At 65.6% G+C, this 23,857-nt stretch carries 26 protein-coding genes; 10 read left to right on the top strand and 16 right to left on the bottom strand.

The features are described 5' to 3' along the window. Nucleotides 1-144 precede the first annotated feature (144 nt). The 4 genes from M673_RS08080 to putA form a co-directional block, all read right to left on the bottom strand. On the bottom strand, nucleotides 145-774 hold the full coding sequence (locus M673_RS08080) for a glutathione S-transferase family protein (protein ID WP_061975174.1): 630 nt from the start codon (nucleotides 772-774) through the stop codon (nucleotides 145-147). 144 nt (nucleotides 775-918) lie between these two features. Beyond that, on the bottom strand, nucleotides 919-1,194 hold the full coding sequence (locus M673_RS08075; RefSeq protein WP_061975172.1) for a hypothetical protein: 276 nt from the start codon (nucleotides 1,192-1,194) through the stop codon (nucleotides 919-921). Between the two features lie 186 nt (nucleotides 1,195-1,380). Beyond that, complete coding sequence (locus M673_RS08070; protein ID WP_244493055.1) at nucleotides 1,381-3,075, bottom strand: formate--tetrahydrofolate ligase; 1,695 nt, start codon at nucleotides 3,073-3,075, stop codon at nucleotides 1,381-1,383. An 88-nt stretch (nucleotides 3,076-3,163) separates the two neighbouring features. Beyond that, a complete protein-coding gene (putA, locus tag M673_RS08065; protein WP_061977730.1) occupies nucleotides 3,164-6,253 on the bottom strand; it encodes a bifunctional proline dehydrogenase/L-glutamate gamma-semialdehyde dehydrogenase PutA in 3,090 nt (1,029 codons plus the stop codon). Nucleotides 6,254-6,373: 120 nt separating this feature from the next. Between putA and M673_RS08060 the strand changes: the two genes are divergently transcribed. Beyond that, nucleotides 6,374-6,841 carry an Lrp/AsnC ligand binding domain-containing protein gene (locus M673_RS08060; RefSeq protein ID WP_061975170.1) on the top strand — a complete coding sequence of 156 codons (468 nt, stop codon included), beginning with the start codon at nucleotides 6,374-6,376 and terminating at the stop codon, nucleotides 6,839-6,841. A gap of 36 nt (nucleotides 6,842-6,877) precedes the next feature. Here the strand turns inward: M673_RS08060 and M673_RS08055 are convergent, their stop codons facing one another. From M673_RS08055 to M673_RS08030, 6 genes are all read right to left on the bottom strand, one after another. Beyond that, nucleotides 6,878-7,708 carry a dipeptide ABC transporter ATP-binding protein gene (locus M673_RS08055; protein ID WP_061975168.1) on the bottom strand — a complete coding sequence of 277 codons (831 nt, stop codon included), beginning with the start codon at nucleotides 7,706-7,708 and terminating at the stop codon, nucleotides 6,878-6,880. Then, entirely contained in the window at nucleotides 7,705-8,544 is an 840-nt protein-coding gene (locus M673_RS08050; protein WP_082639234.1) for an ABC transporter ATP-binding protein, read from the bottom strand. The genes M673_RS08055 and M673_RS08050 overlap by 4 nt, the downstream gene beginning before the upstream one ends. A 4-nt stretch (nucleotides 8,545-8,548) precedes the next feature. Further along, nucleotides 8,549-9,442 carry an ABC transporter permease subunit gene (locus M673_RS08045; RefSeq protein WP_061977729.1) on the bottom strand — a complete coding sequence of 298 codons (894 nt, stop codon included), beginning with the start codon at nucleotides 9,440-9,442 and terminating at the stop codon, nucleotides 8,549-8,551. Nucleotides 9,443-9,502: 60 nt separating this feature from the next. Then, nucleotides 9,503-10,510: an ABC transporter permease subunit gene (locus M673_RS08040; protein ID WP_061975165.1), complete on the bottom strand. Its 1,008-nt coding sequence runs from the start codon at nucleotides 10,508-10,510 to the stop codon at nucleotides 9,503-9,505. A 133-nt stretch (nucleotides 10,511-10,643) separates the two neighbouring features. Then, complete coding sequence (locus tag M673_RS08035) at nucleotides 10,644-12,242, bottom strand: ABC transporter substrate-binding protein (protein ID WP_061975161.1); 1,599 nt, start codon at nucleotides 12,240-12,242, stop codon at nucleotides 10,644-10,646. A gap of 99 nt (nucleotides 12,243-12,341) precedes the next feature. Then, nucleotides 12,342-13,535 (bottom strand): Mrp/NBP35 family ATP-binding protein, encoded by a 1,194-nt coding sequence (locus tag M673_RS08030; protein ID WP_061975159.1) that lies wholly within the window; start codon nucleotides 13,533-13,535, stop codon nucleotides 12,342-12,344. Between the two features lie 108 nt (nucleotides 13,536-13,643). Here M673_RS08030 and M673_RS08025 point away from each other — a divergent pair, with 108 nt between their 5' ends. Continuing rightward, a complete protein-coding gene (locus M673_RS08025) occupies nucleotides 13,644-14,417 on the top strand; it encodes a HugZ family pyridoxamine 5'-phosphate oxidase (RefSeq protein ID WP_061975157.1) in 774 nt (257 codons plus the stop codon). Nucleotides 14,418-14,436: 19 nt separating this feature from the next. On the opposite strand, the gene M673_RS24110 is transcribed toward M673_RS08025, so the two are convergent. The 5 genes from M673_RS24110 to M673_RS08000 all read right to left on the bottom strand — a co-directional run bounded on the left by M673_RS24110 (nucleotide 14,437) and on the right by M673_RS08000 (nucleotide 17,728). Beyond that, nucleotides 14,437-14,736 (bottom strand): hypothetical protein, encoded by a 300-nt coding sequence (locus M673_RS24110; RefSeq protein WP_148639998.1) that lies wholly within the window; start codon nucleotides 14,734-14,736, stop codon nucleotides 14,437-14,439. Nucleotides 14,737-14,805: 69 nt separating this feature from the next. Continuing rightward, nucleotides 14,806-15,087: a glycine zipper domain-containing protein gene (locus M673_RS08015; RefSeq protein WP_061975154.1), complete on the bottom strand. Its 282-nt coding sequence runs from the start codon at nucleotides 15,085-15,087 to the stop codon at nucleotides 14,806-14,808. Nucleotides 15,088-15,160: 73 nt separating this feature from the next. Further along, on the bottom strand, nucleotides 15,161-15,451 hold the full coding sequence (locus tag M673_RS08010; RefSeq protein WP_061975151.1) for a hypothetical protein: 291 nt from the start codon (nucleotides 15,449-15,451) through the stop codon (nucleotides 15,161-15,163). A gap of 88 nt (nucleotides 15,452-15,539) precedes the next feature. Continuing rightward, entirely contained in the window at nucleotides 15,540-16,499 is a 960-nt protein-coding gene (locus tag M673_RS08005; protein ID WP_061975149.1) for a sensor histidine kinase, read from the bottom strand. Nucleotides 16,500-16,936: 437 nt separating this feature from the next. After that, on the bottom strand, nucleotides 16,937-17,728 hold the full coding sequence (locus tag M673_RS08000) for a response regulator (RefSeq protein WP_061975147.1): 792 nt from the start codon (nucleotides 17,726-17,728) through the stop codon (nucleotides 16,937-16,939). Nucleotides 17,729-18,011: 283 nt separating this feature from the next. On the opposite strand from M673_RS08000, the gene M673_RS07995 reads away from it, so the two are divergent. The 6 genes from M673_RS07995 to M673_RS07970 all read left to right on the top strand — a co-directional run bounded on the left by M673_RS07995 (nucleotide 18,012) and on the right by M673_RS07970 (nucleotide 20,669). Further along, nucleotides 18,012-18,230, top strand: a complete 219-nt coding sequence (locus M673_RS07995; RefSeq protein ID WP_061975145.1) for a NepR family anti-sigma factor — start codon at nucleotides 18,012-18,014, stop codon at nucleotides 18,228-18,230. A 6-nt stretch (nucleotides 18,231-18,236) separates the two neighbouring features. Continuing rightward, the gene (locus tag M673_RS07990; protein ID WP_061975143.1) at nucleotides 18,237-18,788 is read left to right on the top strand and encodes a sigma-70 family RNA polymerase sigma factor; all 552 of its coding nucleotides are present in this window, start codon (nucleotides 18,237-18,239) and stop codon (nucleotides 18,786-18,788) included. A 160-nt stretch (nucleotides 18,789-18,948) separates the two neighbouring features. Then, nucleotides 18,949-19,293 carry a DUF883 family protein gene (locus tag M673_RS07985; RefSeq protein ID WP_061975141.1) on the top strand — a complete coding sequence of 115 codons (345 nt, stop codon included), beginning with the start codon at nucleotides 18,949-18,951 and terminating at the stop codon, nucleotides 19,291-19,293. Nucleotides 19,294-19,296: 3 nt separating this feature from the next. Beyond that, nucleotides 19,297-19,737, top strand: a complete 441-nt coding sequence (locus M673_RS07980; RefSeq protein WP_061975140.1) for a hypothetical protein — start codon at nucleotides 19,297-19,299, stop codon at nucleotides 19,735-19,737. A gap of 128 nt (nucleotides 19,738-19,865) precedes the next feature. Further along, nucleotides 19,866-20,162, top strand: coding sequence for a hypothetical protein (locus tag M673_RS07975; protein ID WP_148639997.1), 297 nt, complete (start codon nucleotides 19,866-19,868; stop codon nucleotides 20,160-20,162). A 141-nt stretch (nucleotides 20,163-20,303) separates the two neighbouring features. Continuing rightward, nucleotides 20,304-20,669 (top strand): hypothetical protein, encoded by a 366-nt coding sequence (locus tag M673_RS07970; protein WP_061975135.1) that lies wholly within the window; start codon nucleotides 20,304-20,306, stop codon nucleotides 20,667-20,669. Nucleotides 20,670-20,737: 68 nt separating this feature from the next. Here M673_RS07970 and M673_RS07965 read toward each other — a convergent pair whose 3' ends face one another. Next, entirely contained in the window at nucleotides 20,738-21,649 is a 912-nt protein-coding gene (locus M673_RS07965) for a diacylglycerol/lipid kinase family protein (protein WP_061975133.1), read from the bottom strand. 179 nt (nucleotides 21,650-21,828) lie between these two features. Between M673_RS07965 and M673_RS23595 the strand changes: the two genes are divergently transcribed. Both M673_RS23595 and M673_RS07960 read left to right on the top strand, forming a co-directional pair. Further along, on the top strand, nucleotides 21,829-21,993 hold the full coding sequence (locus M673_RS23595; RefSeq protein WP_082639232.1) for a DUF1328 domain-containing protein: 165 nt from the start codon (nucleotides 21,829-21,831) through the stop codon (nucleotides 21,991-21,993). 147 nt (nucleotides 21,994-22,140) lie between these two features. Then, nucleotides 22,141-23,697: a PRC-barrel domain-containing protein gene (locus tag M673_RS07960; protein WP_061975131.1), complete on the top strand. Its 1,557-nt coding sequence runs from the start codon at nucleotides 22,141-22,143 to the stop codon at nucleotides 23,695-23,697. Nucleotides 23,698-23,857: the final 160 nt, after the last annotated feature.

Below are 23,857 nucleotides of genomic sequence, written 5' to 3'. Positions count from 1 at the left end.
GGAGCGGGTCTGCCACCACTTGCCGATGTTGAGCGCGTTCGTCATGAGCAAAGACCTAGCTCAGAGCCCGGCCGATCGCAACGGAAAATCGGCTCAAACCCTTATTTGCCAGTGCTTCGCAATTGCGCGGCTTCGCCCGAAGCCTCAAGCCTTGGCCGCCGCCAGAAGCGCGTCGTCGATCTGGCCGGCGCGGGCGTAGGCGGGGCGCTCGGTAAGGCGCGCGGCATAGGCCTCGAAGGCCGGCCGCTTGTCGATCGAGCCAAAGCGCAGCCCCCAAAGGACGTGGCTGCCGACATAGACGTCGGCGGCGGAGAAGCGATCGCCGGCGATGTAGTCGCCGCCATTCGACACGGCGTATTCCAGCGCGTCCATCACCGTCTCGTAGCGGCCATAGCCGACCATGCGGGTCTGCTCGTCCGACACCGCGACGCCGAGCGCGCGGTTGACGACCGCGGCTTCCAGCGGGCCGGCGGCGAAGAACATCCAGCGGTAATAGGCAGCGCGCGCCCGACCGCGCTGCGGCACGAGGGCGACTTCGGGAAACGTGTCGGCGAGATAGCAGCAGATCGCCGCGACTTCGGTCACCACGGCCTCGCCATGCACGATGGCGGGCACCTTGCCCATCGGGTTGATGGCGAGATAATCCGCCGACTTCATGTCGCCGCCGTAGCCGAGGAGGCGCGTCTCATAGGAAGCGCCGACCTCCTCCAGCATCCAGCGGACCATGCGGCCGCGCGACATCGGGTTGGTGTAGAAGATGAGGTCCTCGGCCATGGGGCATCCTTCGCGTTGACGACATGCCGGCCCTGCCGGCCGGCCCCAACCCCATAGCCCGAACTTGCAACGTCCGCGCGGCAGAACATCGCCCGGCGCAATACGGGAGCGCCCCGCCAACGGGAGCGCCCCCTTGGCCCACTGTCAGAGATTGGGCAGTCCGTGCGTGCGCGGATCGTTGACCATCGGCGAATAGAGCGCGCCGTCGGAGGCGGAGAAGACGTCGTTGAGGCTGGGATTGGCAACCGGCTTTTCCGACATGACCTGCACGGGTCGGGTCGCCTGCGTCGGCGTGCGCTCCACCACCGGATGGACAGCGCGATGGAGCGGATGGTGGGTCGTCTGGGTTGCCGCCATGGCGCCCGAGGCGCCGAGGACGGAGGTGGCCAGCACGAGGGCGGCGGATAGTTTGGGGGACATGATCTCAGCTCCTTGATCTCGTTCGGCGCGCACGAGAGTCCCAGGCGGCACGAGGGCCGGATCGTATCGAACCCGGCGGTCGGAGGCATCGAGGGTTGCGCCGGTGGACAGGTTGCACCTGCGACAAACCGTCCACCAGTTACAAGAGTGTCATGAAACCGAATTCATCTTTCGGCTCGCGCCGCCCTAGAACAGCCCCTCCACGCGCCCTTCCCGGTCGAGAAAGATGCGCTCGGCAGCGGGGTGGCGGGGCAGGCCGGGCATGGTGAGGATGTCGCCGCAGATCGCGACGACGAAGCCTGCGCCGGCGGCCAGACGCACCTCGCGGACATGGACGATGTGGTCGCTCGGCGCGCCGAGCAGCGCGGGGTCGGTAGAGAAGGAATACTGCGTCTTCGCCATGCAGACGGGCAACCGGCCATAGCCATCCGCCTCGAAGCTTTCCAGCATGCGAAGCACCGCCGGCTCGGCCGTCACCGCCGCGCCGTGATAGATGTCCTTCACCACGGTTTCGATCTTGCCGAGAAGGCTGGTCTCGTCGGTGTAGATCGGCTTGAAACGCGCGCGGCCGGAATCGGCCAGCAGCGCCACCTTCTCCGCCAGCTCCTCCGCGCCGGCCGAACCTTGCGCCCAATGGCGGCAGAGCACGGCCTCGACGCCTGCCTCAGCGGCGGCCACGCGAACTGCCTCGATCTCGGCCTCCGTGTCCGTGCCGAAATGGTTGATCGCGACGATCGCCGGCACGCCGAAGGAAATGCAGTTGCCGACATGGCGCTTTAGGTTGACCGCGCCGCGCCGCACGGCCTCGACATTCTCGGCCGAGAGGTCTGCCTTGGCGACGCCGCCATTCATTTTCAGCGCCCGCACGGTGGCGACGATCACGGTTGCGGCCGGCTTCAGGCCCGCCTGCCGGCATTTGATGTCGAAGAACTTCTCGGCGCCGAGATCGGCCCCGAAGCCGGCCTCCGTCACGACATAGTCGGCGAGCTTCAGCGCGGCGCGCGTCGCCACGACCGAGTTGCAGCCATGGGCGATGTTGGCGAAGGGCCCGCCATGGACGAAGGCGGGATTGTTCTCCACCGTCTGCACGAGATTGGGCAGCATCGCGTCCTTGAGCAGCGCCGCCATGGCGCCATCGGCCTGAAGATCCCGCGCCGTGACGCGCGACTTGTCGGGGCGGTAGCCCACGACGATCCGCCCGAGCCGCTCCTGCAGATCGTCGACATCGGCCGCGAGGCAGACGATGGCCATGATCTCGGAGGCGACGGTGATGTCGAAGCCCGATTCGCGCGGCAGGCCGTTGGCCGGGCCGCCCAGCGACTGCACCATGTCGCGCAGCGCCCGGTCGTTCATGTCCAGCACGCGGCGCCAGACGATGCGGCGCGGGTCGAGCCCTAGCGCGTTGCCCCAGTGGAGATGATTGTCGACCATGGCGGCGAGCAGGTTGTGCGCCGTGGTGATGGCGTGGAAATCGCCGGTGAAATGGAGGTTGATGTCCTCCATCGGGATGACTTGCGCATACCCGCCGCCCGCCGCTCCGCCCTTCTGCCCGAAGCAGGGGCCGAGCGAGGGCTCGCGCAGGCAGATCGCGGCGCGCTTGCCGATGCGGTTCAGCCCGTCGCCGAGGCCGACGGTCGTCGTGGTCTTGCCCTCGCCGGCCGGCGTCGGGTTGATCGCGGTGACGAGAATGAGCTTGCCGTCCGGACGATCGCCCAAGGTCTTGAGAAAGTCGCCGTCGAGCTTGGCCTTGTCGCGGCCGTAGGGAATGATCGCCTCGGCGGGAATGGCGAGCCGCGCCGCGATCTCGGCGATCGGCTTCTTGTGGGCGGCGCGGGCGATGGCGATGTCGGACAGAGGCTCGGCCACGAGAATAGGCTCCATGCTGGCACGGCCCCGCTCAGAAGGGCCGGCGCCACCATACGAAGGGCGGCGCCGGGCGCAAGCTGGGGAGGATACTATCCCCGGGAGTTCAATCGCCGCCGGACGCGATCAGGCTGGCATTGCCGCCGGCCGCCGCCGTGTTGGTGGAGACGACCTGCTCGCGCACGAAGCGCGCGAGATAGTTCGGCCCACCCGCTTTCGGGCCGGTGCCCGACAGGCCCGAGCCGCCGAAGGGCTGCGAGCCGACGATGGCGCCGATCATGTTGCGATTGACGTAAACATTTCCGACCGTCAGCCGCTCCTTGACGAAGCGGATCGTCTCGTCGATGCGCGAATGAACGCCAAGCGTCAGGCCGAAGCCGGTCGTGTCCACGGCGTCGCAGACCTTCTCCAGCTCGCCCGCCTTCCAGCGCACGACATGCAGGATCGGGCCGAACACCTCTTGGGTCAGCGACTCCGCCCGGTCGAGCTCCACGATGGTCGGCGCGAACCAATGGCCGCTTGCGGCAAGCCCGGCGGGCAACTTGCCCTCGAAGCGAACATTCTGCCTCGCTCGCATCTCCGCGACATGGGCGGTCAGCATGTCCCTCTGCGCGCCGTCGATCACCGGGCCGACATCGGTTTCGAGATCGGCGGGATCGCCGACATGCAGCTCCGCCGCCGCGCCCTCGATCATCGCCAGCATCCGGTCCGCGACATCGGCTTGCACGAAGAGAAGCCGCAGCGCGGAGCAGCGCTGGCCGGCGGATCGGAAGGCGGAGCGCACGACATCGTCCGCCACCTGCTCGGGCAGAGCGGTCGCGTCGACGATCATGGCGTTCATGCCGCCGGTCTCGGCGATCAGCGGCGCGATCGGCGCGTTGCGGGCGGCAAGCGCCCGGTTGATGGCGAAGGCCGTCTCGGTGGAGCCGGTGAAGGCGACGAGCGCCGTCGCGGGATGGGCCACCAGCGCCGCGCCGGCCTCGCCGTCGCCCGGCGCCAGATGCACGATGTCCTTGCCGAAACCAGCCTCGTGCAAGAGATCGACCGCGCGCTTGGCGATGAGCGGCGTCTGCTCGGCGGGCTTGGCGATCACCACATTGCCGCCGGCCAGCGCCGCCGCGACCTGCCCGAGGAAGATCGCCAGCGGGAAGTTCCAGGGCGAGATACAGACGGCGACGCCGCGCGAGCGGTAGATCAGCCGGTTCTCCTCACCGGTCGGCCCCGGCAGGGCGACGGGCTGGGCCAGAAGCCGCTCGGCCTCGGCGGCGTAGAAGCGGCAGAAATCCACGGCCTCGCGAATTTCGGCAATGCCGTCGTCCAGCGTCTTGCCGGCCTCGCGGGTGAGAAGGGCCAGGAACTCCCCTTCCCGCGCTTCCAAAAGATCGGCGGCACGGCGAAGCTGTGCGGCGCGCGTCGTCGCGGGCACGGCCTCGGCCGCGCGCACGGCAGCCTTCGCGCGCTCCACCAGGGCGGTCGCGCCCTTGGCGGTGAGGAAACGGCTCGTGCCGATGGCCGCGCCGTCCACCGGCGAACGGATGTCGGCGGGCTCGCGCGTCTCCAGTCCGCCGGCGGGATCGGCCGCGAGACCGGCGAGCTTGGCGCAGTCGCGCGCCTTGACGAGGGCCGCCAGCGCCCAGCGGTCGCCAAACTCGGTGCCCTTGGAATTTCGGCGCGCGCCGAACAGATCGTTCGGCAGGACGACGCCGCCATGGCTCACACGCCCGTTCCGCAGCATGTCGGCGGGGTGGGTCAGGAGTTCGTCCACCGGCACCTTCACGTCGCCGACTTTGGCGACGAAGGAGGAATTGGCGCCGTTCTCCAGAAGGCGGCGCACGAGATAGGCCAGAAGATCGCTATAGCCGCCGACCGGCGCGTAGATGCGGCAGGAAATCTCGCCCTTCGTATCCTCGCGCAGCGCCTCGTAGAGCGACTCGCCCATGCCATGCAGACGCTGGAACTCGAAGCCCGAACGGTCCGGCCCTGCCATTTCCAGAATGTTGGCGACGGTCAGCGCGTTGTGCGTGGCGAACTGCGGATAAAGGCGAGCCCGACGCTGCAGAAGCTCGTTGGCGCTGGCGAGATAGGACAGGTCGGTCGCGGGCTTAACCGTATGGACGGGAAAGCCCGCAAGCCCCTTTTCCTGCGACTGCTTGATCTCCGAATCCCAATAAGCGCCCTTCACGAGGCGCACCATCATGCGGATTCCGGCCTTCTCCGCCACGGCGTCGAGATGCCGGATCAGCGGCAGCACACGCTTACCATAGGCTTGGATCGCAAGACCGAAGCCGATCCAGCCGTCGAACTGGACCTTCTCGACCACGGCCTCGATCACGTCGACCGAGAGTTCCAGCCGCTCGGCCTCCTCCGCGTCGATCGTGAAGTTCAGGTCGTAGGACCGGGCGCGATTGGCGAGATCAACCACGAGCGGTACGAGCTCGCGCATCACGGTCTCGCGGTGCGTCGGGTGATAGCGCGGATGCAACGCCGAAAGCTTGACCGAGATGCCGGGGCGATCGGGCAGCGCCTTATTGCCGGCGCGCCGGCCGATCGCCTCGATCGCATCGGCATAGGATTTGAAGTAGCGCTCGGCGTCGCGCTGGGTCCGCGCGCCCTCGCCGAGCATGTCGTAGGAATAGCGATAGCCCTTCTTCTCGAAGCCGCGCGCGCGCTCCAGCGCGTCCTCGATCGTCTCGCCCAGAACGAACTGCCGGCCGAGGAAGCGCATGGCCTGGCGCGTCGCGGTACGAACCGCCGGGGCGCCGACGCGCTTGACCAGCGACTGGACGATGCCCGACGGAGTTTCGTGCGGGCGGATGATGCGGGCCGAGAGGCCGAGCGCCCAGGCGGAGGCCGCCATCATCTTCTGGTCGACGATCGGCTCGCGATTGGCCCAGTCGCCCGCGCCGATCTTGTCCTCGATCAGCCGATCCTGCGTCTCGGTGTCGGGCACGCGCAGCAGCGCTTCGGCCAGCACCATGAGTGCCAAGCCCTCGCGGGTGGACAGGCCGAACTCGCGCATGAAGTCTTCCACCGCGCCGATGCCGCCGGTGCGCGAGCGAATGCTCTCGATATAGCGGCGCGCCCGCGCCTTCACTGCGGCGTCGTCTACCGGGAAGGTCTCACAGGCCTTCAGGAGGGCGGCGACGGCATCGCGGTCGCTCGGGGAATAGGGGGCGGAAAAGGGCGCGAGGCTCATGAAAACCGGGGCTCCGTCGGCGGGGATGATCGCGGCGGACACTATCAAATCACCGGCTTTCTTTCCCGTCGTTTATAGCCTCCAATACTGAGAGATTCGAAGCGATCGGGGCATTAGACGATGGAAAACATGGCGCTGGACGAGAAGGACCGAAATATCCTCCGCGCGCTCCAAACCGATGCGCGCCTTTCCACGGTGGATCTGGCGGCGCACGTCCACCTCTCGGCGACGGCGGTGGCGGCGCGCGTCAAGCGGCTGACCGAGGACGGGTTCATTCTCGGCCATCACGCCCGGCTGTCGCCCGACAAGCTGGATCGCGGCCTAGTGGTGTTCGTCGAGGTGAAGCTGGACCGAACGAGCGAGGACGTGTTCACCGAGTTCGGCCGCGCCGCCAAGGCCAATGCCGACATCATGGAATGCCACATGGTGGCGGGCGGCTTCGACTATCTCCTGAAGGCGCGGGTGAAGGACATGGCGGCCTATCGCGCCTTCCTCGCCAAGGCGCTGCTGGAGCTTCCCGGCATTCGGGAAACCCACACCTATGCGGTGATGGAGGAGATCAAGAGCACCACCGCCCTGCCCGTGTGAAAGAGCCGCCGCCCGTTGGGGCGGCGGCCTCGAATGTCAGGCGGCGGAGGCGGCGCGTGCCGCCATGCGGGCGCGGATGCTTTCGATGTCGGCGCGCGGCGTCGAGGCGAAGAGCTTGCGCGTGTACTCGTGGCTCGGCGCGGCGAAGACCTCGTCGCGCGTTCCGTATTCCACCACCTCGCCGTAATACATCACCATCACCTTGTCGGCGATGTAGCGCACCACCGACAGGTCGTGGCTGATGAAGACGTAAGTGAGGCCAAGCTCGTCCTGCAGATCAGCCAGAAGGTTCAGGATCTGCGCCTGCACCGAAAGGTCGAGAGCCGAGACCGGCTCGTCCAGAACGAGAAGGCTGGGGTTCAGCATCAGCGCGCGCGCGATGGCAATGCGCTGGCGCTGGCCGCCGGAGAACATGTGAGGGTAGCGGTTGAAGTGCTCGGGGCCGAGGCCGACCTTGACCAGCATGGCCATGGCCTTCTCGCGGCGCTGGGCCGCCGACATCTTGGTGTTGAGCAACAGCGGCTCGGTTAAGACGTCGCCGATCTTCTGGCGCGGATTGAGCGAACCGTAGGGATTCTGGAAGACGATCTGCACCTTGCGGCGCATCTCGGCCGTCACGCCCTTGGCGACATCCATCGGCTGACCGTCGATCTGCAGCGAGCCGGCGGTCGGCGCGTCGATCAGGGTCAGCATCCGCGCCAGGGTGGACTTGCCGCAGCCCGATTCGCCGACGATCGCCAGCGTCTGGCCGCGATCCACCGAGAAGCTGACGCCCTTCACGGCGTGAACGGTCTTGGCCGGGGCGAAGAGCCCGCGCGCCACGTGATAGTCGCGCTTGAGGCCGCGCGCTTCGAGAACCGCGCTCATCGCATTCCCTCCAGTGCCATGACATCGCCCACGGTCGGCAAGCGGTCGCCCGTCGCGTTTTCCGGCAGGGCCGAGAGCAGCGCGCGCGTATAGGGGTGTTTCGGCGCCTCGAACAAGGAGAGCACGTCGGCCTCTTCCATCTTGCGGCCCTTGTACTGCACGACGACGCGGTGCGCCGTTTCGGCGACGACGCCCATGTCGTGGGTGATCATGATGAGACCCATGCCGTGCTCCCGCTGGAGACCGACGAGCAGATCGAGGATCTGCTTCTGGATCGTCACGTCCAACGCCGTGGTCGGCTCGTCCGCGATCAGAAGCTTGGGGTTGCAGGCGATGGCCATGGCGATCATCACGCGCTGGCACTGGCCGCCCGACATCTGGTGCGGATAGGCCGACAGACGCGAGACAGGATCGGGAATGCCGACCGCTTCCAGAAGCTCGATCGCCCGCTTCCGGCGCTCCGACCGGCCGAGGCCGAGATGAAAGCGCAGCGTCTCGGTCAGCTGGAAGCCGACCGTGAAGCACGGGTTGAGGCTCGCCATCGGCTCCTGGAAGATCATCGAGATGTCGCGGCCGATGAGTTGGCGCCGCTCGCGGCTCGAAAGCGTGCGCATGTCGCGCCCGTCGAACTGCATGCGGTCCGCCGTAACGGTCGCCGTCTTGGGCAGGAGGCCCATGGTCGCCAACATGCCGACCGACTTGCCGGAGCCGGACTCGCCGACGATGGCGAGCACTTCGCCCTTCTCGACATGGATGTCGATCCCGTCCACGGCCTTGAACGGCCCGCTGGCGGTGTCGAAGCTGACGGTGAGATTTCGGATTTCGAGAAGCGACATGGGCTCAGCTCCGGCGCATCTTGGGGTCGAGCGCATCGCGCAGACCGTCGCCGACGAGATTGATGGCGAGAACCGTGACGAGGATGGCAAGACCCGGCAGGGTCACCACCCACCATGCGCGCAGGACGAACTCGCGCGCTTCGGCCAGCATCGTGCCCCATTCCGGCGTCGGAGGCTGGGCACCGAGCCCGAGGAAGCCGAGCGCCGCCGCATCCAGAATGGCGCTGGAGAAGGACAGCGTCGCCTGCACGATCAGCGGACCCAGGCAGTTGGGCAGGATCGTCTTGAACATGAGCCTCAGCGGGCCGGCGCCGACCACCCGCGCCGCCACGACATATTCCCGCTCCTTCTCAGCCATGACCGAGGCGCGCGTCAGGCGCACGAAATGCGGCTGGAGCACGAGGGCGATGGCGATCATCGCGTTGGTGAGGCCGGGTCCGAGGATCGCGACGAGCACGAGAGCGAGAAGCAGCGACGGGAAGGCCAGGATCACGTCCATGACGCGCATGATGACCGTGTCGACCCAGCCCCGGAAATAACCGGCGACGAGGCCGACCACGACGCCGGTCGACACGGCGAGGATCACCACGACCACGCCGATGAAGAGCGAATATTGCGCGCCGAAGAGAAGGCGCGAGAGCACGTCGCGGCCGACCGCGTCGGTGCCGAGCAGGAAGGCCGCCTGTCCGCCCTGCTGCCAGACCGGGGGCACGAGCAGCGCCGCGCGGTTCTGCGCCGTCGGGTCGTAGGGCGCGATCAGCGGGGCCAGAATGGCGAGAAGAACGATCAAGGCGAAGACGACGAGACCCGCCACCGCGCCGCGATTGACCGAGAAATAATACCAGAACTCGCGCAGCATCTGCCGGCGACCGCTCGAAGGCGGCGCATGGTCCGGCATGTTGGACCCGACACCCGCTTCGGCCTGTTGGGCTTCGATATGAGACATCCGAGCCTCTCCTTATCGCGCGCGGACGCGGGGGTTGATGAGGCCGTAGAGGAGATCGACCGCGAGATTGACGACCATCACGACCAGCGCGATCAGGAGCAGGCCGCCCTGCACCACGGGATAGTCGCGCCGGAACACGCTATCGACCATCCATTTGCCGATGCCGGGCCAGGAGAAGATCGTCTCCGTCAGGATCGCGCCCGCCATCATGACGCCGATCTGAAGGCCGATCGTGGTGATGACCGGGATCAGCGCGTTGCGCAGAGCGTGGATGCCGATGACGCGGTTCGGCTTCAGGCCCTTGGCGCGCGCGGTGCGGACATAGTCCTCGCTCAAGACTTCCAGCATGGCCGAGCGGGTCTGGCGCGCGATGACGGCCAGCGGGATCGTCGCCAGCACGATGCTCGGCAGGATGAGATGGCTGAAGGCCGAGGCGAAGGCGCCTTTCTGGCCGGACAGAAGACTGTCCACCAGCATGAAGCCGGTCACTTGCGGGAAGAAGTACATCAGCGAGATGCGGCCCGAAACGGGCGTCCAGCCGAGTGTTCCCGAAAAGAAGATGATGAGGAGCAGGCCCCACCAGAAGATCGGCATGGAATAGCCGACCAGCGCCGTGCCCATGATGCTCTGGTCGATCCACGAGCCGCGCTTCACCGCGGCGAAGACGCCGGCGGGAACGCCGATCAGGACGGCGAGCAGGATCGCGACGAGCGACAGTTCGACGGTGGCCGGAAACAGCGTCAGGAACTCGGTGAGCACGGGACGCCGGGTGACGAGCGAGGTGCCGAAGTCTCCGTGCAGGAGCCGAACGACATAGTCCATGAACTGGATCGGCAGCGGCTGGTCGTAGCCGAGAGCCGCCGTCAGCTGCGCGTGGCGCTCGGGCGTGATGCCGCGCTCGCCCGCCATGAGCGTGACGGGATCGCCCGGCAGAAGCCGGATGAAGGAAAAGGCGACGAGAGCGACGCCCACGAAGGTCGGCACGAGAATGCCGAAACGAGCCATAAGAAATCGGAACATTTGGGGCGCTCTATACGGTTCTGCAGCCGCGCGTCAAAGCATCGGTTTGAATCGGCGGCATAAAACAGACTTTTGACCAAAAGGAAAAGGGGCGGCTTCTGCCGCCCCTTCCCTCCCGCGCGGTGAATCGCGCTTAGTCCTTCAGATCGACGCCGTCGAACGTGTAGTCGCCGAGCGGGCTCTGCACGAAACCCGTGACGTTGGAGCGCATCGGGACATAGACCACCGAGTTGGCGATCGTGGCCCAGGGCGCCTGCTGCTTGAAGACGACCTGCGCCTGCTCGTAGAGCTTGGCGCGGTCTTCCTGCTTGGGAGCGCGCTTGGCAGCCTGCACCAGCTTCTCGTACTCCTCGTTGCAGAAGGCCGCAGCGTTGCTCGACGTGCCGACGGAGTCGCAGCTGAGCAGTGTGGCGAGGAAGTTGTCGGGATCGCCATTGTCGCCGGTCCAGCCGAGCAGGATGGCGCCGTCATGGTTCACGTCGGCGGCGCGCTTGAGATACTCGCCCCACTCGTAGGTGACGATCTCGATCTTCACACCGATCTTGGCGAGGTCGGACTGCATGAGTTCGGCCATGCGCGAGGCGTTCGGGTTGTAGGGGCGCGACACGGGCATGGCCCAGATCTTCATCGAAAGATCCTTCACGCCGGCCGCTTCCAGAGCCTTCTTGGCGCCTTCCGGATCGTAGGCGTCGTCCTTCAGCGAGTCGTCGTAGCTCCACATGGTCGGCGGGATCGGCGACGTCGCCTTCTGGCCGGCACCCTGGTAGACGGCCTCGATGATGGCGTCCTTGTTGATCGCCATGTTCAGCGCGCGGCGGACTTCCGGCTTGTCGAAGGGCGCCTGCTTGGTGTTGTAGGCGAGATAGCCGATGTTGAGGCCTTCCTGCTCGGAGACCGTCAGCTCGGAATTGGCCTGGAGCGCCGGCACGTCGGCCGGGTTGGGATAGGCCATCAGCTGGCATTCGTTCGCCAGAAGGCGCTGCTGGCGAACCGAAGCGTCCTTGGTGATGGCGAAGATGAGATCGTCGATCGGCTGCTTGCCGCCCCAATAGTCGGCGAAGGCCTGGTAGCGGATCACCGCGTCCGGCTGGTAGGCGACGAAGCGGAACGGACCGGTGCCGATCGGCGCCTGGTTGAACTGCGCCTGGTTGCCGGTCTCTGCCAGCTTGTCGGCATATTCCTTCGAGACGATCGACGCGAAGGGCATGGCGATGTTGGCGATGAACGGCGCGTAGGGCTGGTTCAGCGTGAAGCGGACGGTCAGATCGTCCACCTTCTCGATCGACTTCACGAAGTCGGGCATCGACATGGACGTGTAGTATTCCCAGGACGCGCCGGGAACATACTGATTCCAAGGATTGCTCTTGTTGCCCTGGCGGTCGAACGAGAACACGACGTCGTCGGCGTTCAGGTCGCGCGTCGGCGTGAACGTGTCGTTCGAATGGAACTTGACGCCCGGGCGCAGCTTGAACGTGTACTGCAGGCCGTCGGGCGAGACTTCCCAGCTCTCGGCGAGGCCCGGCTCGGTCTCGGTCGTGCCCTTCTTGAATTCGGCCAAGCGGTTGTAGACCGGATGGGCCGAGGCGTCGAAGGTCTGACCGGCAGTGTAGAGGCCGGGGTCGAAGCCCTCGGGCGAGCCTTCCGAACAGAAGACGAAGGTCTTGGCCGAAGCGGCCGAACCGAGCGCAAGAACGATCGCTGTCGCGGCCAACAGCTTCTTCGCCAGTTTCATCAGTGCGTTCTCCCATGAACGTCGAGGTGGCAGCATTGCCACCGGAAGACGGCATGGAGACCGCAAATCAATTTATGTGCAAGGTCACAATTTGACCATTCACTCAAAAACTATCGTGGGCGCCTGCGGGACCGACGCCGAAACGCCCTCGATCGAGGCCAGGACGCGCGCGGCGATGTCGCGATAGACCTGCGCATGCGGCCCGTCCGGCTCACCGGCCACCACCGGGCACCCGGCATCGGAGCTTTCGCGAATCGCCATCTCCAACGGAACCTCGCCCAGGAACGGCACGCCGAGGCGTTCGGCTTCCGCCTTCGCGCCGCCATGGCCGAAAATGTCGTAGCGCCGGCCCGTGTCGGGGGCGACGAAGTAGCTCATGTTCTCGACGATGCCGAGCACGGGCACCTCGACCTTGCGGAACATGGCCAGGCCCTTTCGCGCGTCGATGAGCGCGAGATCCTGCGGCGTCGAGACAATGACCGCGCCGGCCAGCGGCACGGACTGCGCCATGGTCAGCTGCGCGTCGCCCGTGCCGGGCGGCATGTCGACAACCAGCATGTCGAGCTCGCCCCAATCGACCTCGCGCAGCATCTGCGTCAGCGCCGACATGACCATCGGGCCGCGCCAGATCATCGGCGTCTCCTCCTCCACGAGGAAGCCCATCGACATAGCTTTCAGCCCATAGGCCTCCAACGGCACCATGGTCCGCCCGTTGCGCGTTTCCGGCTTGCCAGACAGGTGCAGGAGACGCGGCACGGAGGGGCCGTAGATGTCGGCGTCGAGCAGACCGACCTTCATGCCCAGTGCCGAGAAGGCCAGCGCCAGATTGACCGCCGTGGTGGACTTGCCGACGCCGCCCTTTCCGCTCGCCACCGCGATGATGCGGCGGATGCCGGGAATGTCGGGCCGCACCGGGCGCGGCGGAGCGGGAGGCGCGGGCATCGCGGCACCACCAGGGCGCGGGCGCGGATGATGACGGGGCTGCGGCGCTGTCGGTTGCGGTCGGGCCGCGGGCGCCGGGCGTGCGGCGATGCCCGCGCCCTTGCGTTCGGCCGTCAGCGCGATCATCGCCGTGTCGATCCCTTCGATCTCGGTGACGCGACGCTCGGCTTCCTGCCGGAAGCCCTCGAAGCGCTCCGCCTCGCTGGCCGCGACGCTCAAGGAGAAGAAGGCCTTCCGGTCGGCGACGAAGATCTCTGACACCATGCCGCGCGTCACCACGTCCTCTCCCCCATCCGGCACCGGGATCAAGCGCAGGACGTCGAGAATGTCGGTCTTCAGGGCGTCGGACATGGAAACTCCGTCGGGGGTGAGCGGCTCTGCGCCGTTCCGCTTCCTTTGCCGTTGAGATAGTTCATTCTCTCCCGATTGGGGAGGCCATACGGGCCGAGCGAGGGGAAAATGACCGGGACTCCAGAACGCGAGGCGCGGGCGACCGAGCCCTATCTCACCGCCGACGATGAGGCGCGCGCCATGGCGCGAAGGCTCGCGGCGGAGGCTCGGACCGGCGCGCTTGCCACGCTGGATGCGGCGGACGGGTTGCCGCTTGCGACGCGGATCGGCGTGGCGCGCGAGGCCGGCGGCGACATGCTGATGCTTCTGTCCGATCTGTCGGACCATACGAAGGCCCTTGGCGCCCATCCTGCCGCCTCCATCCTTCTGGGTTCGGTCGGCAAGGGCGATCCGCTGGCGCAGCCGCGCCTCACCCTTCGAGGCGAGGTCTTACGGATCAGGCCCGAGGCGATGGACCACGCGGCCGCCCGCGCGCGTTATCTCGCCCGCCACCCGAAGGCTGCGCTCTATTCGGATTTCGCGGATTTCGGGTTCTATCGCTTGCGCATTCGCAGCGCGCTTTTGAATGGCGGTTTCGCCCGCGCCTATCGGATGGAGCGCACTGATCTCTACCGCGAGGTGCCGGCCGATCTTCTGTCGCGCGAACGAGCTGTGATCGACCACATGAACGCGGACCACGCAGACAGCCTTCAGGCGATGATCCACCACCAGCGCGGCGTCGCGGGAGAGGCATGGCGGATCGTCGCGCTCGATCCGCTCGGGTTCGAGGTGCAGCTAGGCGACGATGTCGTAAGGCTGGAGTTTGCGCTGCCGGTCGAGACGGCGTCCGGCTATCGTGATGCCTTCGTCACGCTGGCCCGCGCAACGCAGGATTCAACCTGAGAGAGAACGGCTCAGGCGATCAGGGCTTGTAGCCCTGCGGGCAATCAGCGCGGAAGCGTCGGCCCACGGCGTTCTCGTAGATGCAGCGACCCGTTTCGCTGGCGGACTGGCCAAGCAGCTTGTCACCGTCATGGGCGACGATCTCCGGCAGGGTGCCCGGCGAGTAGCCGGCGATGCCTCCTTCCCCAAGCCCGAACACAGCCGGCAGAACATCGGACTGGCAGCCACCGAGGGCGAGCAGCCCTGTCAACGCCGCTGCGGACAAGCCGAGGCGTCGGAGTCGAGAGCCACAGCCGGCACGGGCTTCGGATCGGATCATGTCGGCCCCTCGAACGAGACGAGGCCGCCGCGATGGGCGACGGCCTCCCGAAGTCACTGGTACTGGATATCAGTAGCCGTTCGGGCAGTCGGCGTAGTAGCGCTGACCGCGACCGTCGCGATACACGCACTGGCCGGGACGGTTGGTGGCCGCGCCGATCAAGGCGCCGCCTGCGCCGCCCACTGCCGCGCCGATCAGCGCGCCGCGTGCGTTGCCGGTGATGCCTGCACCCACCGCCGCGCCGCCGAGCGCACCGATGCCGGCCGGAATCGCGACGTTGCGATCCACCGACTGGCAGCCGCTCAGGGCCAAAGTGCTAGCCGCAACGGCGGCGAGAATCATGGACTTCATAGGAAAGCCTTCTCCATTCAAACGTCCCAGATGCCGTTATAGCACCCGAACCTCCCCCGGCGAGTCCAGTTCGTCAGCGCGTGGCGACGAGATTGGGGGAATCGCCGAGTTCGACGGTCAGTTGCCCACCCCGTGTCAGCGCCCAGGCCAGCGACACGGATTGCTGCGCTTTCGCGGAATCCATCGGCACGCAGGTCGAAAACAGCTTGCTCTCACCGGCCCCGGCAAGCCGCACCGCGAGCGGCCGGGCCGCTTCGCATGAAGCAATGCTGACTTGGACAGGTTGGGGAAGGGGAATTTCGCGGCAGGTGGAAAGCTCGGCATTGCAGCCGACGAGAAGGAGGACGGCAGCGATCTGTTCCATGGCGAAATTCCTTTCGCCAAGTTAACCGTTTCGCAGCGCCCCGGTTCCGCCGCGAGGGCGTATTCGGCAATCGCCGATCCCCAAGTTGCTAAATTACCTCGAACTGGTTGGATGGGATGCGAAGGCGGTATTGCAGACCGTCCGGCTGATAATCGAGTTCAGCCTCGCCCCCGACGCTATTGGGCACAATCCGCTCCAACGTCGACGTTCCAAAACGCGGGTCGTGATCGACGCGCACGCGTGGGCCTTTCGACTCCGCCCATTCCAGCACCAGCTGCGGCAAGCCGCTGCGCGACTCCAATCGGGAGCGGATGGCGACGCGGCCGCCCGGCACCGAGAGCGACCCATAGGAGGCCGCATTCACCGCGAGCTCGTGCAGGGCCAATCCGACATGCAGCGCGGCGGTCGGCGAGAGATAGACATCGACGCCTTCGAACTGGATCTGCTCCATCCCGTCCGGCGCATAGCGCTCGACCTGCAGGGTGATAAGGCCGAAGAGATCGGCCCCGCGCCAGTCCGTATCGGTCACGATATCCTGCGAAGAAGAAAGAGACTGGATGCGGCCGCGAAAGCGCACGAGAAATTCGGGCACGGTCAAAGAATGGCGCGCCGTCTGGCTTGCCAGGCTCTGGATGATCGCGAGAAGATTCTTGGAGCGGTGCGAGACCTCGCGAAGCAGGGTCTTCAACGTCTCCTCGCGCCGCTTCTGCTCGGTGATCTCGAGCGAAGTGCCGATGATGCCGATGACTTCACCGGCATCGTTGCGATCCACATCGACGCGAATGTCGAACCAACGGATCGCCTCCCCGCTCAAAATCGGCAGTTCGAAGCGCGCGGGCGTTTGGGTCCGCAGAATATCCTGCTTGATCGAAACGGACTTCTCCGCCGCTGTGCCGGGCATGAAGTCGTAGTCCGTGTCGCCGTTGTGCGCCGTGGCGAGCCAGGAGCTTTCGGCGTTGAAAAGCCAGAGGTAGCGCAAGTCCAGGTCCTGGGCGAACAGGGCCATTTCCGTGTTCGCCAGTGCTTTCAGCGCCTTGTAGGCTACCATCTTGCGTCGCTCTTTCCCGTGGACCCAAGCGCCGGACCCACTGCGGAGACTACATCACCAAACTTGCGGAAATCCTCATGGGGCGGAAGCGGGACGCCCCGCGAAGCCGCCGAGGATGGACTGCCGGCCCAAACATGGACTGTCGAGAGATGTTGCGAGGCACACGATTCGACTTTCCCGCCGCCTCGCCTGCCTCGATCGTCCCGTCGCCTGCCTCGATCGTCCCGACGGCCTCGCCCTATCGCGGGGCCACACCCCGCAGACAGCAAGCGCTCTCGCGTCTCGCTCAAACGTTCCGGCCTCGCCACCATGACACAAGACCTCACCCTTACCATCGCCACCACTCGCGGACCGGACGCCGGTCCGCGAAGCATGAACTCGAACCATCGCGAAACGTTCGCTTCGATGATGGTTCGATTGGCTTTTGCCCTAAAGGCTCAGGCCGCCTCGCGCTCGGTCTCGAAGAACAGAGCCTGGCTGATGAGCGCCTTGACCATGTCGGGATTGAACGGCTTCGTGACGAGGAATGTCGGCTCCGGCCGCTCGCCCGTGAGCAGGCGCTCGGGGAAGGCGGTGATGAAGATCACCGGCACCGAGACCTTGGACAGGATCTCGTTGACGGCGTCGATGCCGGACGAACCGTCGGCGAGCTGGATGTCGGCCAGGACCATGCCCGGCTTCTGCTGCTCGAACAGAGTGATGGCTTCCTTGTGGGTGCGGGCGATGCCCGTCACGCCATGGCCAAGGCTTTCCACCATCTGTTCGATATCCATCGCGATCAGAGGCTCGTCCTCGATGATCATAATATTGGTGGACACCTGACGGCCGATATCGGAACTGGCCTGATCGATCAGCTCGGAGAAGTCGCTGTCGCCGACGCCGAGGATCGTTGCAGCCTCTTCGGTGGTGAAGCCTTCGACTGCCACCAAGAGGAAGGCCTGACGCGGCAGGGGAGAGATGCCGCGCAGATTGCGCGAGGCTTTTTCTTCCCAGGCTGAAACCGGCGCGTCCTCGCGCACGTTCACCTCAACGGACTGCCAAAGCGACGAGAACAGCTTGTAGAGCGAGATGCGGGGGCTTTCCTGCGTGTCGAACAGGCTCGGTTCCGCGATCAACGCCTCCAAAACGGCGGCAACATAGGCATCGCCGGACGTCTGCGAACCGCTGAGCGCGCGAGCGTACCGCCGGAGGTAAGGAATGTGCGGCGCTATGCGCGAGGACATCGACATGGAATTCCCCTCGTAACTCTATGAACCGGCCCTGGGGCCGGCGGATCTGACTGCCCTCTCCGCGTAATCGAAGATAGGCGCAATCGACGGTTCGGTGGAACCCGATCGGCAACCCGCAGCTTCGGTCTAGTTAAGGCATGGATCGGGAAGCGCCAGTGCGCCTCCAGAATATTTGACGCCTATCCGCGCACCGGACTTGAGAAAGAGGGACACTCCCACATGTACCTGACATGACGACGTGAAGGCGGCGGCCCAGACGAGCATGACAAGGGTACAGGAACGAATGGAAGATCGCGACAACAGAGAGGGTGCGCAGCCGCAGCCGGACACTATGCCCGCGCCTGGCGGCTCGACCGATCTCGGCTCGAGTTCGGCCATCGGCAAGCGCCTCAAGGCCTATTACGACGATGTGGCGAGCGAGCCGGTGCCGGATCGGTTCCTGTCGCTTCTCGACGCCTTGGATGCTGCCGAATCCGCCACCAAAACCCCGAAGCAGGGTTGATTCTCTATGGCACAGGAGCCGGACTTCCGCCGTGAATTGATCGCCATCATTCCCAACCTGCGCGCCTTCGCCGCCTCGCTGGCCGGCTCGTTCGACCGCGCCGACGATCTCGTGCAGGAAACGCTGGTCAAGGCGTGGGACAAGCAGCACACGTTCCAGCCGGGCACCAATCTCAAGGCTTGGCTTTTCACGATCCTTCGCAACGAGTTCTATACGCAGATGCGCAAGAAGGGCCGCGAGGTCCAAGACGTGGACGGCATTCATGCCATGCAGCTTGCGGGTCATCCCGAGCAGCAAGGCCATCTCGACCTGCAGGACTTCCGCAAAGCGCTGGACCAACTGCCGGACGACCAGCGCGAAGCGCTGATCCTGATCGGCGCCTCTGGCTTTTCCTACGAGGAAGCGGCCGAGATTTGCAAATGCGCGGTCGGCACGATCAAGAGTCGCGTGTCGCGCGCCCGTACCCGCATGTCCGATCTTCTCGGCATCGAGGGGGACGGCGAGTTCGGGCCGGACTCGATTTCTTCCCAAATCATCGGCGTCGCGCCGGCGGCTTGATACGCATGCCGTGTTTTAGGGTCCCGTTTCCCGCGACGCAGGTTTTTGCACTGCACAAGGGAACAACCCGTTCGGACCACCATTCTAAAGACTGGCCATTGGAGAGCGATGGCCCTCTATCGTTCCGTCGATCTCGACCAGCCTATTCAAGGAGTTCTCCATGTCCGACAGCACGCCTTCCGATTTCTCCCAGTCCAACGATTCCGAGACGCGTCAGGCGGAAGGTGATCTGGAGTCTCAGGTCGCCAAGCTGCGCGAGGACGTGGCCCAGGTGGTGGAGACGCTGAAGACGATCGCCGGTGGTCGCGCCGACGACGCGCGTTCGCAGGCCTTCGCGCTGCGCGACGAAGTTCGCGACCGGGGCGAGCGCTATTTCCGCCATGCGCAGGAAACCGCCGGCGAGTTCGAGGAGCAGGTCAGCGAGCGCGTGCGCGCCGAGCCGATCAAGAGCGTTCTGATCGCCGCCGCCGTCGGCTATCTCTACGCGCGTCTCTTCAAAAACTGATCAATGCTCGGTCAGCTCATCACCAAAGTCTTCACCGGCGAGGCGTCGATCTATATCGCGCGCCTTCGCACGGCGCTGGTCCTCTACATCGTCATGGCCCTTTTGGGTCTTGCCGCGATCGCCTTCCTACTCAACGCGCTCTTCACATGGCTCGCGTTCCGCTACGGCCACGTTCAGACGTCCATCGGTTTCGGCGTCGTGTGCCTGATAGGCGTCGCCATCATGTATGTCGTGCTGATGGTGGCCCGCCGGCCCCCTCGCCAGCGCGCGCGTGACCGGGTGCAGCGGGACGTCGCCTCGATCGCCAGCGTCGCGGCCGTGTCCAACCTGCCGTTGATCTTCAGGATGCTGCGTCGGCGCAAGGGCCTTCTCCTCGTGCCAGTCGGGCTCGCCTCGGTCTGGGGCCTGTTCATGGCTCTTCGAGGGTACCGCGACCACGACTGACCGGGACGGCGACGGACCAGGATCGATCCGTTGAAAGGGTGAGACGCCAAACGCGCCTCACCCTTTTGTATGTCGGAATTCCGGTTCGCTCATGGATCGTTTTGCGCGTCCAGGAATTGACCGCTCATATGGCCCGATCACAGGAGTGGATGATGGCGGAGCTCAACACAAATAAGGCCCGCCAGGGTCGGTCCGGTCGCCCGGTTCTTTACGTTCTTCTGGGCGGACTTGCGCTGGCCCTGATCGTCTTCGCGGGACTTGGCATCTATGGCAGCGCGCTGCCGGATCAAAATATCGGCGGCGCCGCCAATTCCGGCGTCAGTTCGGCTCCCGCCACGCCGACCCCGAGCAGCGGCACGACCGTCACACCGTCGCAGTCCAACAGCAACACGGGTCAGGCGTCCGGCACGTCCGGCCAGCAGTAGACTCAATTTTCGACTCGACGAACCCGACCCGGCCAGCCTTCGCGCTTCGGCCGGGTTTTTCGTGTCCTCGCTCTGTTGCCCATGTGGGGCGCAACCACCCTCCCCGTCCGGCGTTTGACCCAAGAGAATGGGAGACGCATCATGAGCGACACGCAACGCTTCGACCGCAGCCTGACCGGACAGACCACTGAAGTCGGGGCCGACGACGATACCCCGGGCATCGCCCAGCCGGTCACGCAGGACGAGATCGACGACATCTTGAACAATCCCGCCATGACGATCGAGGAGAAGCAGTCTCGTCTTGCAGCTCTTGCTGGGCAGTTCGAAGATCGCTCCGACATCGACAGGGGCAGCGAGTTCGAGCCGATCGAGATGCAAATCCGCGACGCCATTACCATGCTGGCCGAAGGCGGCCATGCCTATGGGACGCTGGAATCGGTCGGCATGGACCCGGACAGCCGCAGCGATGCCCGGGCGCCGGACGATTTCGACAACGAAGTCCGGTAACGCACCGCCGCCATAAGACCTTCCGCCCCTCGCACCGTCGTCAAAGGACGGTGCGAGGGGTTTTCGGTTCAATCGATCGTCGCGCTTTCCGGCACAAGCACTTTCAGCCCCCGGCGATGGATCGTGACGTCGGAGACGCGGTCGAGATTCTTGAGCTCGCCATCCATCACGGCGCGGCTATGGGTCTTGCGACCGCCATAGACGATGCGGATCGAGTCAGCCTCGGTGACCGTCAGGTCCTTGTTCGCCTTCCAGGCTCCGCGCATCATGTCCATGGTCATCTTGAGCATGGCCGCCCGGTCGTGCGAGCGCATGAGGTAGATGCCGAGCCGGCCAGCCTGCGGATCGTCCGCGAAGGGCATATGGCCGTCGCCATAAAGATTGTTGGAGATGGCGACCGCCGGGGTGCGGATGGATTCACGCTTGCCGTCGATCTCTATTTCGAGATCCACTAGCGGCAGGCTGCGAACGGCCGAGACCACCGCCTTGACGCTGGCCCACATCTTTCCGACCTTCGAGCCATAGTCGATCTTGTCGCGCGTGCGCACCATACGGGCATGGAGGCCGACGGCGAACTGGTGGATGAAGAACTCGTCGTTGACGCTGGCGATATCCACCTCGACGATCCGCCCCGTCGACAGGGCGCGAATGGCCTGTTCGAGTTCGAGCGGGATTTGCAGCGAGCGCGCGAAGAGGTTCATCGTGCCCGCCGGGAGCACGCCGAGCGCGACCGGCGAATGGGCGACGGCCGCCGCCGCTGCGGACACCGTTCCGTCTCCCCCGCCCACCATCAGCACGTCGAGATCGCTGCGCTCAGAATGCTCGCGGATGCTGCCGATCAGCTCCTCGCCAGAAAGAAGATCCACCTCGATCTCGTGGCCGTGCATGCGGAACTCGTCGCAGATCAAGGCGCTGAGGATGTCGAGATCCAGGGTCCGCAGCGTCCCGCCGCCACGGTTGAGGAGGGCATGAACCTTCATGACGCCGATAGGCCTCGCTGCTTGAGCCGGTTTCGAGCCCTCATATGGGGCGCCCTCACGAAAGCAGGAGAGCGGGCGGATACGTGGCCGCGAGCCGGGGAACTCCCGCCGGGAGCAGGCCGTTTGAAGTGACTGAACCGCGGCAGGCGCGGCGCTCACAAAAGGGAAAGGCCCTTTCCATGCTTGAATGGATCGTCATTCTTCTGGTCGTTGCCGCGATCGCGAGTCTCCTCGGCTTTCGGGGCGTCGCGGGCGCCTCCGCCGGCATTGCCAAGGTGCTGATCCTGATCGTGCTGATCGGCTTTCTCTTGCTTCTCTTCTTCGGCGTGATCGCCTTCGCGTGAACGATGCAAGGGGTGCTCGTCACGAAGGCGTTTTCGCCCCGTGTCGGAACCCGGGCATTCCCTTGCGGTTAACCCCCTCGAAAGGCGACGCGGTTCGCGGCGCCGGATCTTCCCCGCATGGGGACATTTCTTAAAGGGAGAACTCGAATGGTTCGCAAGCTCCTCGCGACAACCGCCCTCGCAACGGTCCTCGCCACCGGCGCCTTCGCCCAGAGCGCCGCCCCGACGACCGCCACCGAGCCCGCAATGACGACCCAGGGTGCAGGCACAGGCGCCATGTCCGGCACCACTGCTGCTGCTCCGACTGACGCCGCCTCGACCGCCGACATCGCCTACATCGAGCGTCTGGGCGAGAACCAGTATCTTGCCGACGATTTCATGGACATGAATGTCTACGCCTCGGCGGACGCCAATTCCGACGAAGCCGGCGAGATCGAGAACCTGATCGTCGCCGCCGACGGCACGGTGAAGGCTGTGGTGATCGACACCGGCGCCTATCTTGGCGACCAGTCCAAGACGATCGCCGTGCCCTTCAATCAGATCAATTGGACGATGGGCGCGAACAACGAGCCCCGCGCCGTGCTGACCGCCTCGCGCGAGCAGCTGACCTCGGCCCCGGTTTTCACCACACCGGCCGAGACCAACGCGGCGATGGGCACGGGCACGACGGCTACGGCCACCGCGCCGGGTATGGCGACCACCGCCACGCCGGACGCAACCGGCACGATGGCCTCCGGCACCACGGCCGCTGGTACGGCGACGACCGGCGCCATAGCCCCGCAGACCGATATGGCCGCCAGCACGACCCAGCCGGCCACCACCGGAATGGCGACCGCTTCGGCTGAAGGCGGCTACCTCGCGACGCTGGGTGCTGAGGACTATCTCGCTTCCAACCTCGTGGGCGACAATGTCTATGCCGGCGCGAACACCAGCTCCGAGCGCATCGGTGATATCAACAACCTGATCGTCTCCTCGGCGGGCCGGGTCGATGGTTTCGTGGTCGGCGTCGGCGGCTTCCTCGGCATCGGCCAAAAGGATGTCGGCGTTCCCTTCGACAATATCTCGATGACGCGCGGCGAGAACAACGAGCCGCATGCCATGCTGGCGGCGACCAAGGATCAGTTGAAGAACGCTCCTTCCTTCGCCGATGAAAAGCCGAGCGAGATGGCGGCCAACACCACGGCGACGACCGGCGTGACGACAGGCACCACGGGCATGGCAGCCGGCACAGCGGCAGGTACGGCCGGAATGGCTGCGGGCACGGCGACGACCGGCATGGCCACCGACACGACCGATGCCACGTCCACGGCCTCGACCGGCGGCACGCAGCCCATGGCGAACGGCTCGCCGATCACCGGCGCCGAACTTTCGGCCGACAATCTGATGGGCACCACGGTCTACGGGCCGGACAATCAGACGATCGGCTCGATCGGCGATCTCGCTCTGACCCCGCAGGGTCAGGTCGATGCGGTGATCGTGGATGTCGGCGGCTTCCTCGGCATCGGCGCCAAGCCGGTGGCGGTCGCGATGGACAATCTGCAGTTCCTGCGCGACTCCAGCGGCCGCGTGACGCTGACCACGCAGTTCACGCAGGATCAGCTGCGCAACGCGCCGGAATACAAGCGCGACAGCTACGCCCAGAACCGCGACTCCATGCGTGTCGCCAACCCGGGCGACATTCCGGCCACCACTCAGGCTCAGTAACGAAAGCGTGTCGGCTTCGTGAGGAGCCGGCCTGACAAGGGAAAGGCCCGCGAACACGCGGGCCTTTCGCCGTTCTGCCATTCCATTCACATCCCATTAAGCCAGCCTTACCAAAAATTATGACATGGCCTGGGGCTTCCTCCCCTAGGTTCCCCGCGAA

Source organism: Aureimonas sp. AU20 (genome assembly GCF_001442755.1).
Taxonomy (GTDB): Bacteria; Pseudomonadota; Alphaproteobacteria; order Rhizobiales; family Rhizobiaceae; genus Aureimonas.
This window is presented reverse-complemented; position numbering and strand designations above follow the sequence as displayed.

Coding starts and splice junctions, on each gene's coding strand:
- M673_RS08030 (WP_061975159.1), bottom strand. CDS start 13,535: ATGTCCGACGCCCTGAAGACCGACATTCTCGACGTCCTGCGCTTGATC.
- M673_RS07960 (WP_061975131.1), top strand. CDS start 22,141: ATGGTTCGCAAGCTCCTCGCGACAACCGCCCTCGCAACGGTCCTCGCC.
- M673_RS07965 (WP_061975133.1), bottom strand. CDS start 21,649: ATGAAGGTTCATGCCCTCCTCAACCGTGGCGGCGGGACGCTGCGGACC.
- M673_RS08010 (WP_061975151.1), bottom strand. CDS start 15,451: ATGGAACAGATCGCTGCCGTCCTCCTTCTCGTCGGCTGCAATGCCGAG.
- M673_RS08050 (WP_082639234.1), bottom strand. CDS start 8,544: ATGTCGCTTCTCGAAATCCGAAATCTCACCGTCAGCTTCGACACCGCC.
- M673_RS07995 (WP_061975145.1), top strand. CDS start 18,012: ATGGAAGATCGCGACAACAGAGAGGGTGCGCAGCCGCAGCCGGACACT.
- M673_RS08070 (WP_244493055.1), bottom strand. CDS start 3,075: ATGGAGCCTATTCTCGTGGCCGAGCCTCTGTCCGACATCGCCATCGCC.
- M673_RS08040 (WP_061975165.1), bottom strand. CDS start 10,510: ATGTTCCGATTTCTTATGGCTCGTTTCGGCATTCTCGTGCCGACCTTC.
- putA (WP_061977730.1), bottom strand. CDS start 6,253: ATGAGCCTCGCGCCCTTTTCCGCCCCCTATTCCCCGAGCGACCGCGAT.
- M673_RS07975 (WP_148639997.1), top strand. CDS start 19,866: ATGGCCCGATCACAGGAGTGGATGATGGCGGAGCTCAACACAAATAAG.
- M673_RS08080 (WP_061975174.1), bottom strand. CDS start 774: ATGGCCGAGGACCTCATCTTCTACACCAACCCGATGTCGCGCGGCCGC.
- M673_RS07985 (WP_061975141.1), top strand. CDS start 18,949: ATGTCCGACAGCACGCCTTCCGATTTCTCCCAGTCCAACGATTCCGAG.
- M673_RS23595 (WP_082639232.1), top strand. CDS start 21,829: ATGCTTGAATGGATCGTCATTCTTCTGGTCGTTGCCGCGATCGCGAGT.
- M673_RS08060 (WP_061975170.1), top strand. CDS start 6,374: ATGGAAAACATGGCGCTGGACGAGAAGGACCGAAATATCCTCCGCGCG.
- M673_RS07970 (WP_061975135.1), top strand. CDS start 20,304: ATGAGCGACACGCAACGCTTCGACCGCAGCCTGACCGGACAGACCACT.
- M673_RS24110 (WP_148639998.1), bottom strand. CDS start 14,736: ATGATCCGATCCGAAGCCCGTGCCGGCTGTGGCTCTCGACTCCGACGC.
- M673_RS07980 (WP_061975140.1), top strand. CDS start 19,297: ATGCTCGGTCAGCTCATCACCAAAGTCTTCACCGGCGAGGCGTCGATC.
- M673_RS08025 (WP_061975157.1), top strand. CDS start 13,644: ATGACCGGGACTCCAGAACGCGAGGCGCGGGCGACCGAGCCCTATCTC.
- M673_RS08055 (WP_061975168.1), bottom strand. CDS start 7,708: ATGAGCGCGGTTCTCGAAGCGCGCGGCCTCAAGCGCGACTATCACGTG.
- M673_RS08045 (WP_061977729.1), bottom strand. CDS start 9,442: ATGCCGGACCATGCGCCGCCTTCGAGCGGTCGCCGGCAGATGCTGCGC.
- M673_RS08005 (WP_061975149.1), bottom strand. CDS start 16,499: ATGGTAGCCTACAAGGCGCTGAAAGCACTGGCGAACACGGAAATGGCC.
- M673_RS08015 (WP_061975154.1), bottom strand. CDS start 15,087: ATGAAGTCCATGATTCTCGCCGCCGTTGCGGCTAGCACTTTGGCCCTG.
- M673_RS08075 (WP_061975172.1), bottom strand. CDS start 1,194: ATGTCCCCCAAACTATCCGCCGCCCTCGTGCTGGCCACCTCCGTCCTC.
- M673_RS08000 (WP_061975147.1), bottom strand. CDS start 17,728: ATGTCGATGTCCTCGCGCATAGCGCCGCACATTCCTTACCTCCGGCGG.
- M673_RS07990 (WP_061975143.1), top strand. CDS start 18,237: ATGGCACAGGAGCCGGACTTCCGCCGTGAATTGATCGCCATCATTCCC.
- M673_RS08035 (WP_061975161.1), bottom strand. CDS start 12,242: ATGAAACTGGCGAAGAAGCTGTTGGCCGCGACAGCGATCGTTCTTGCG.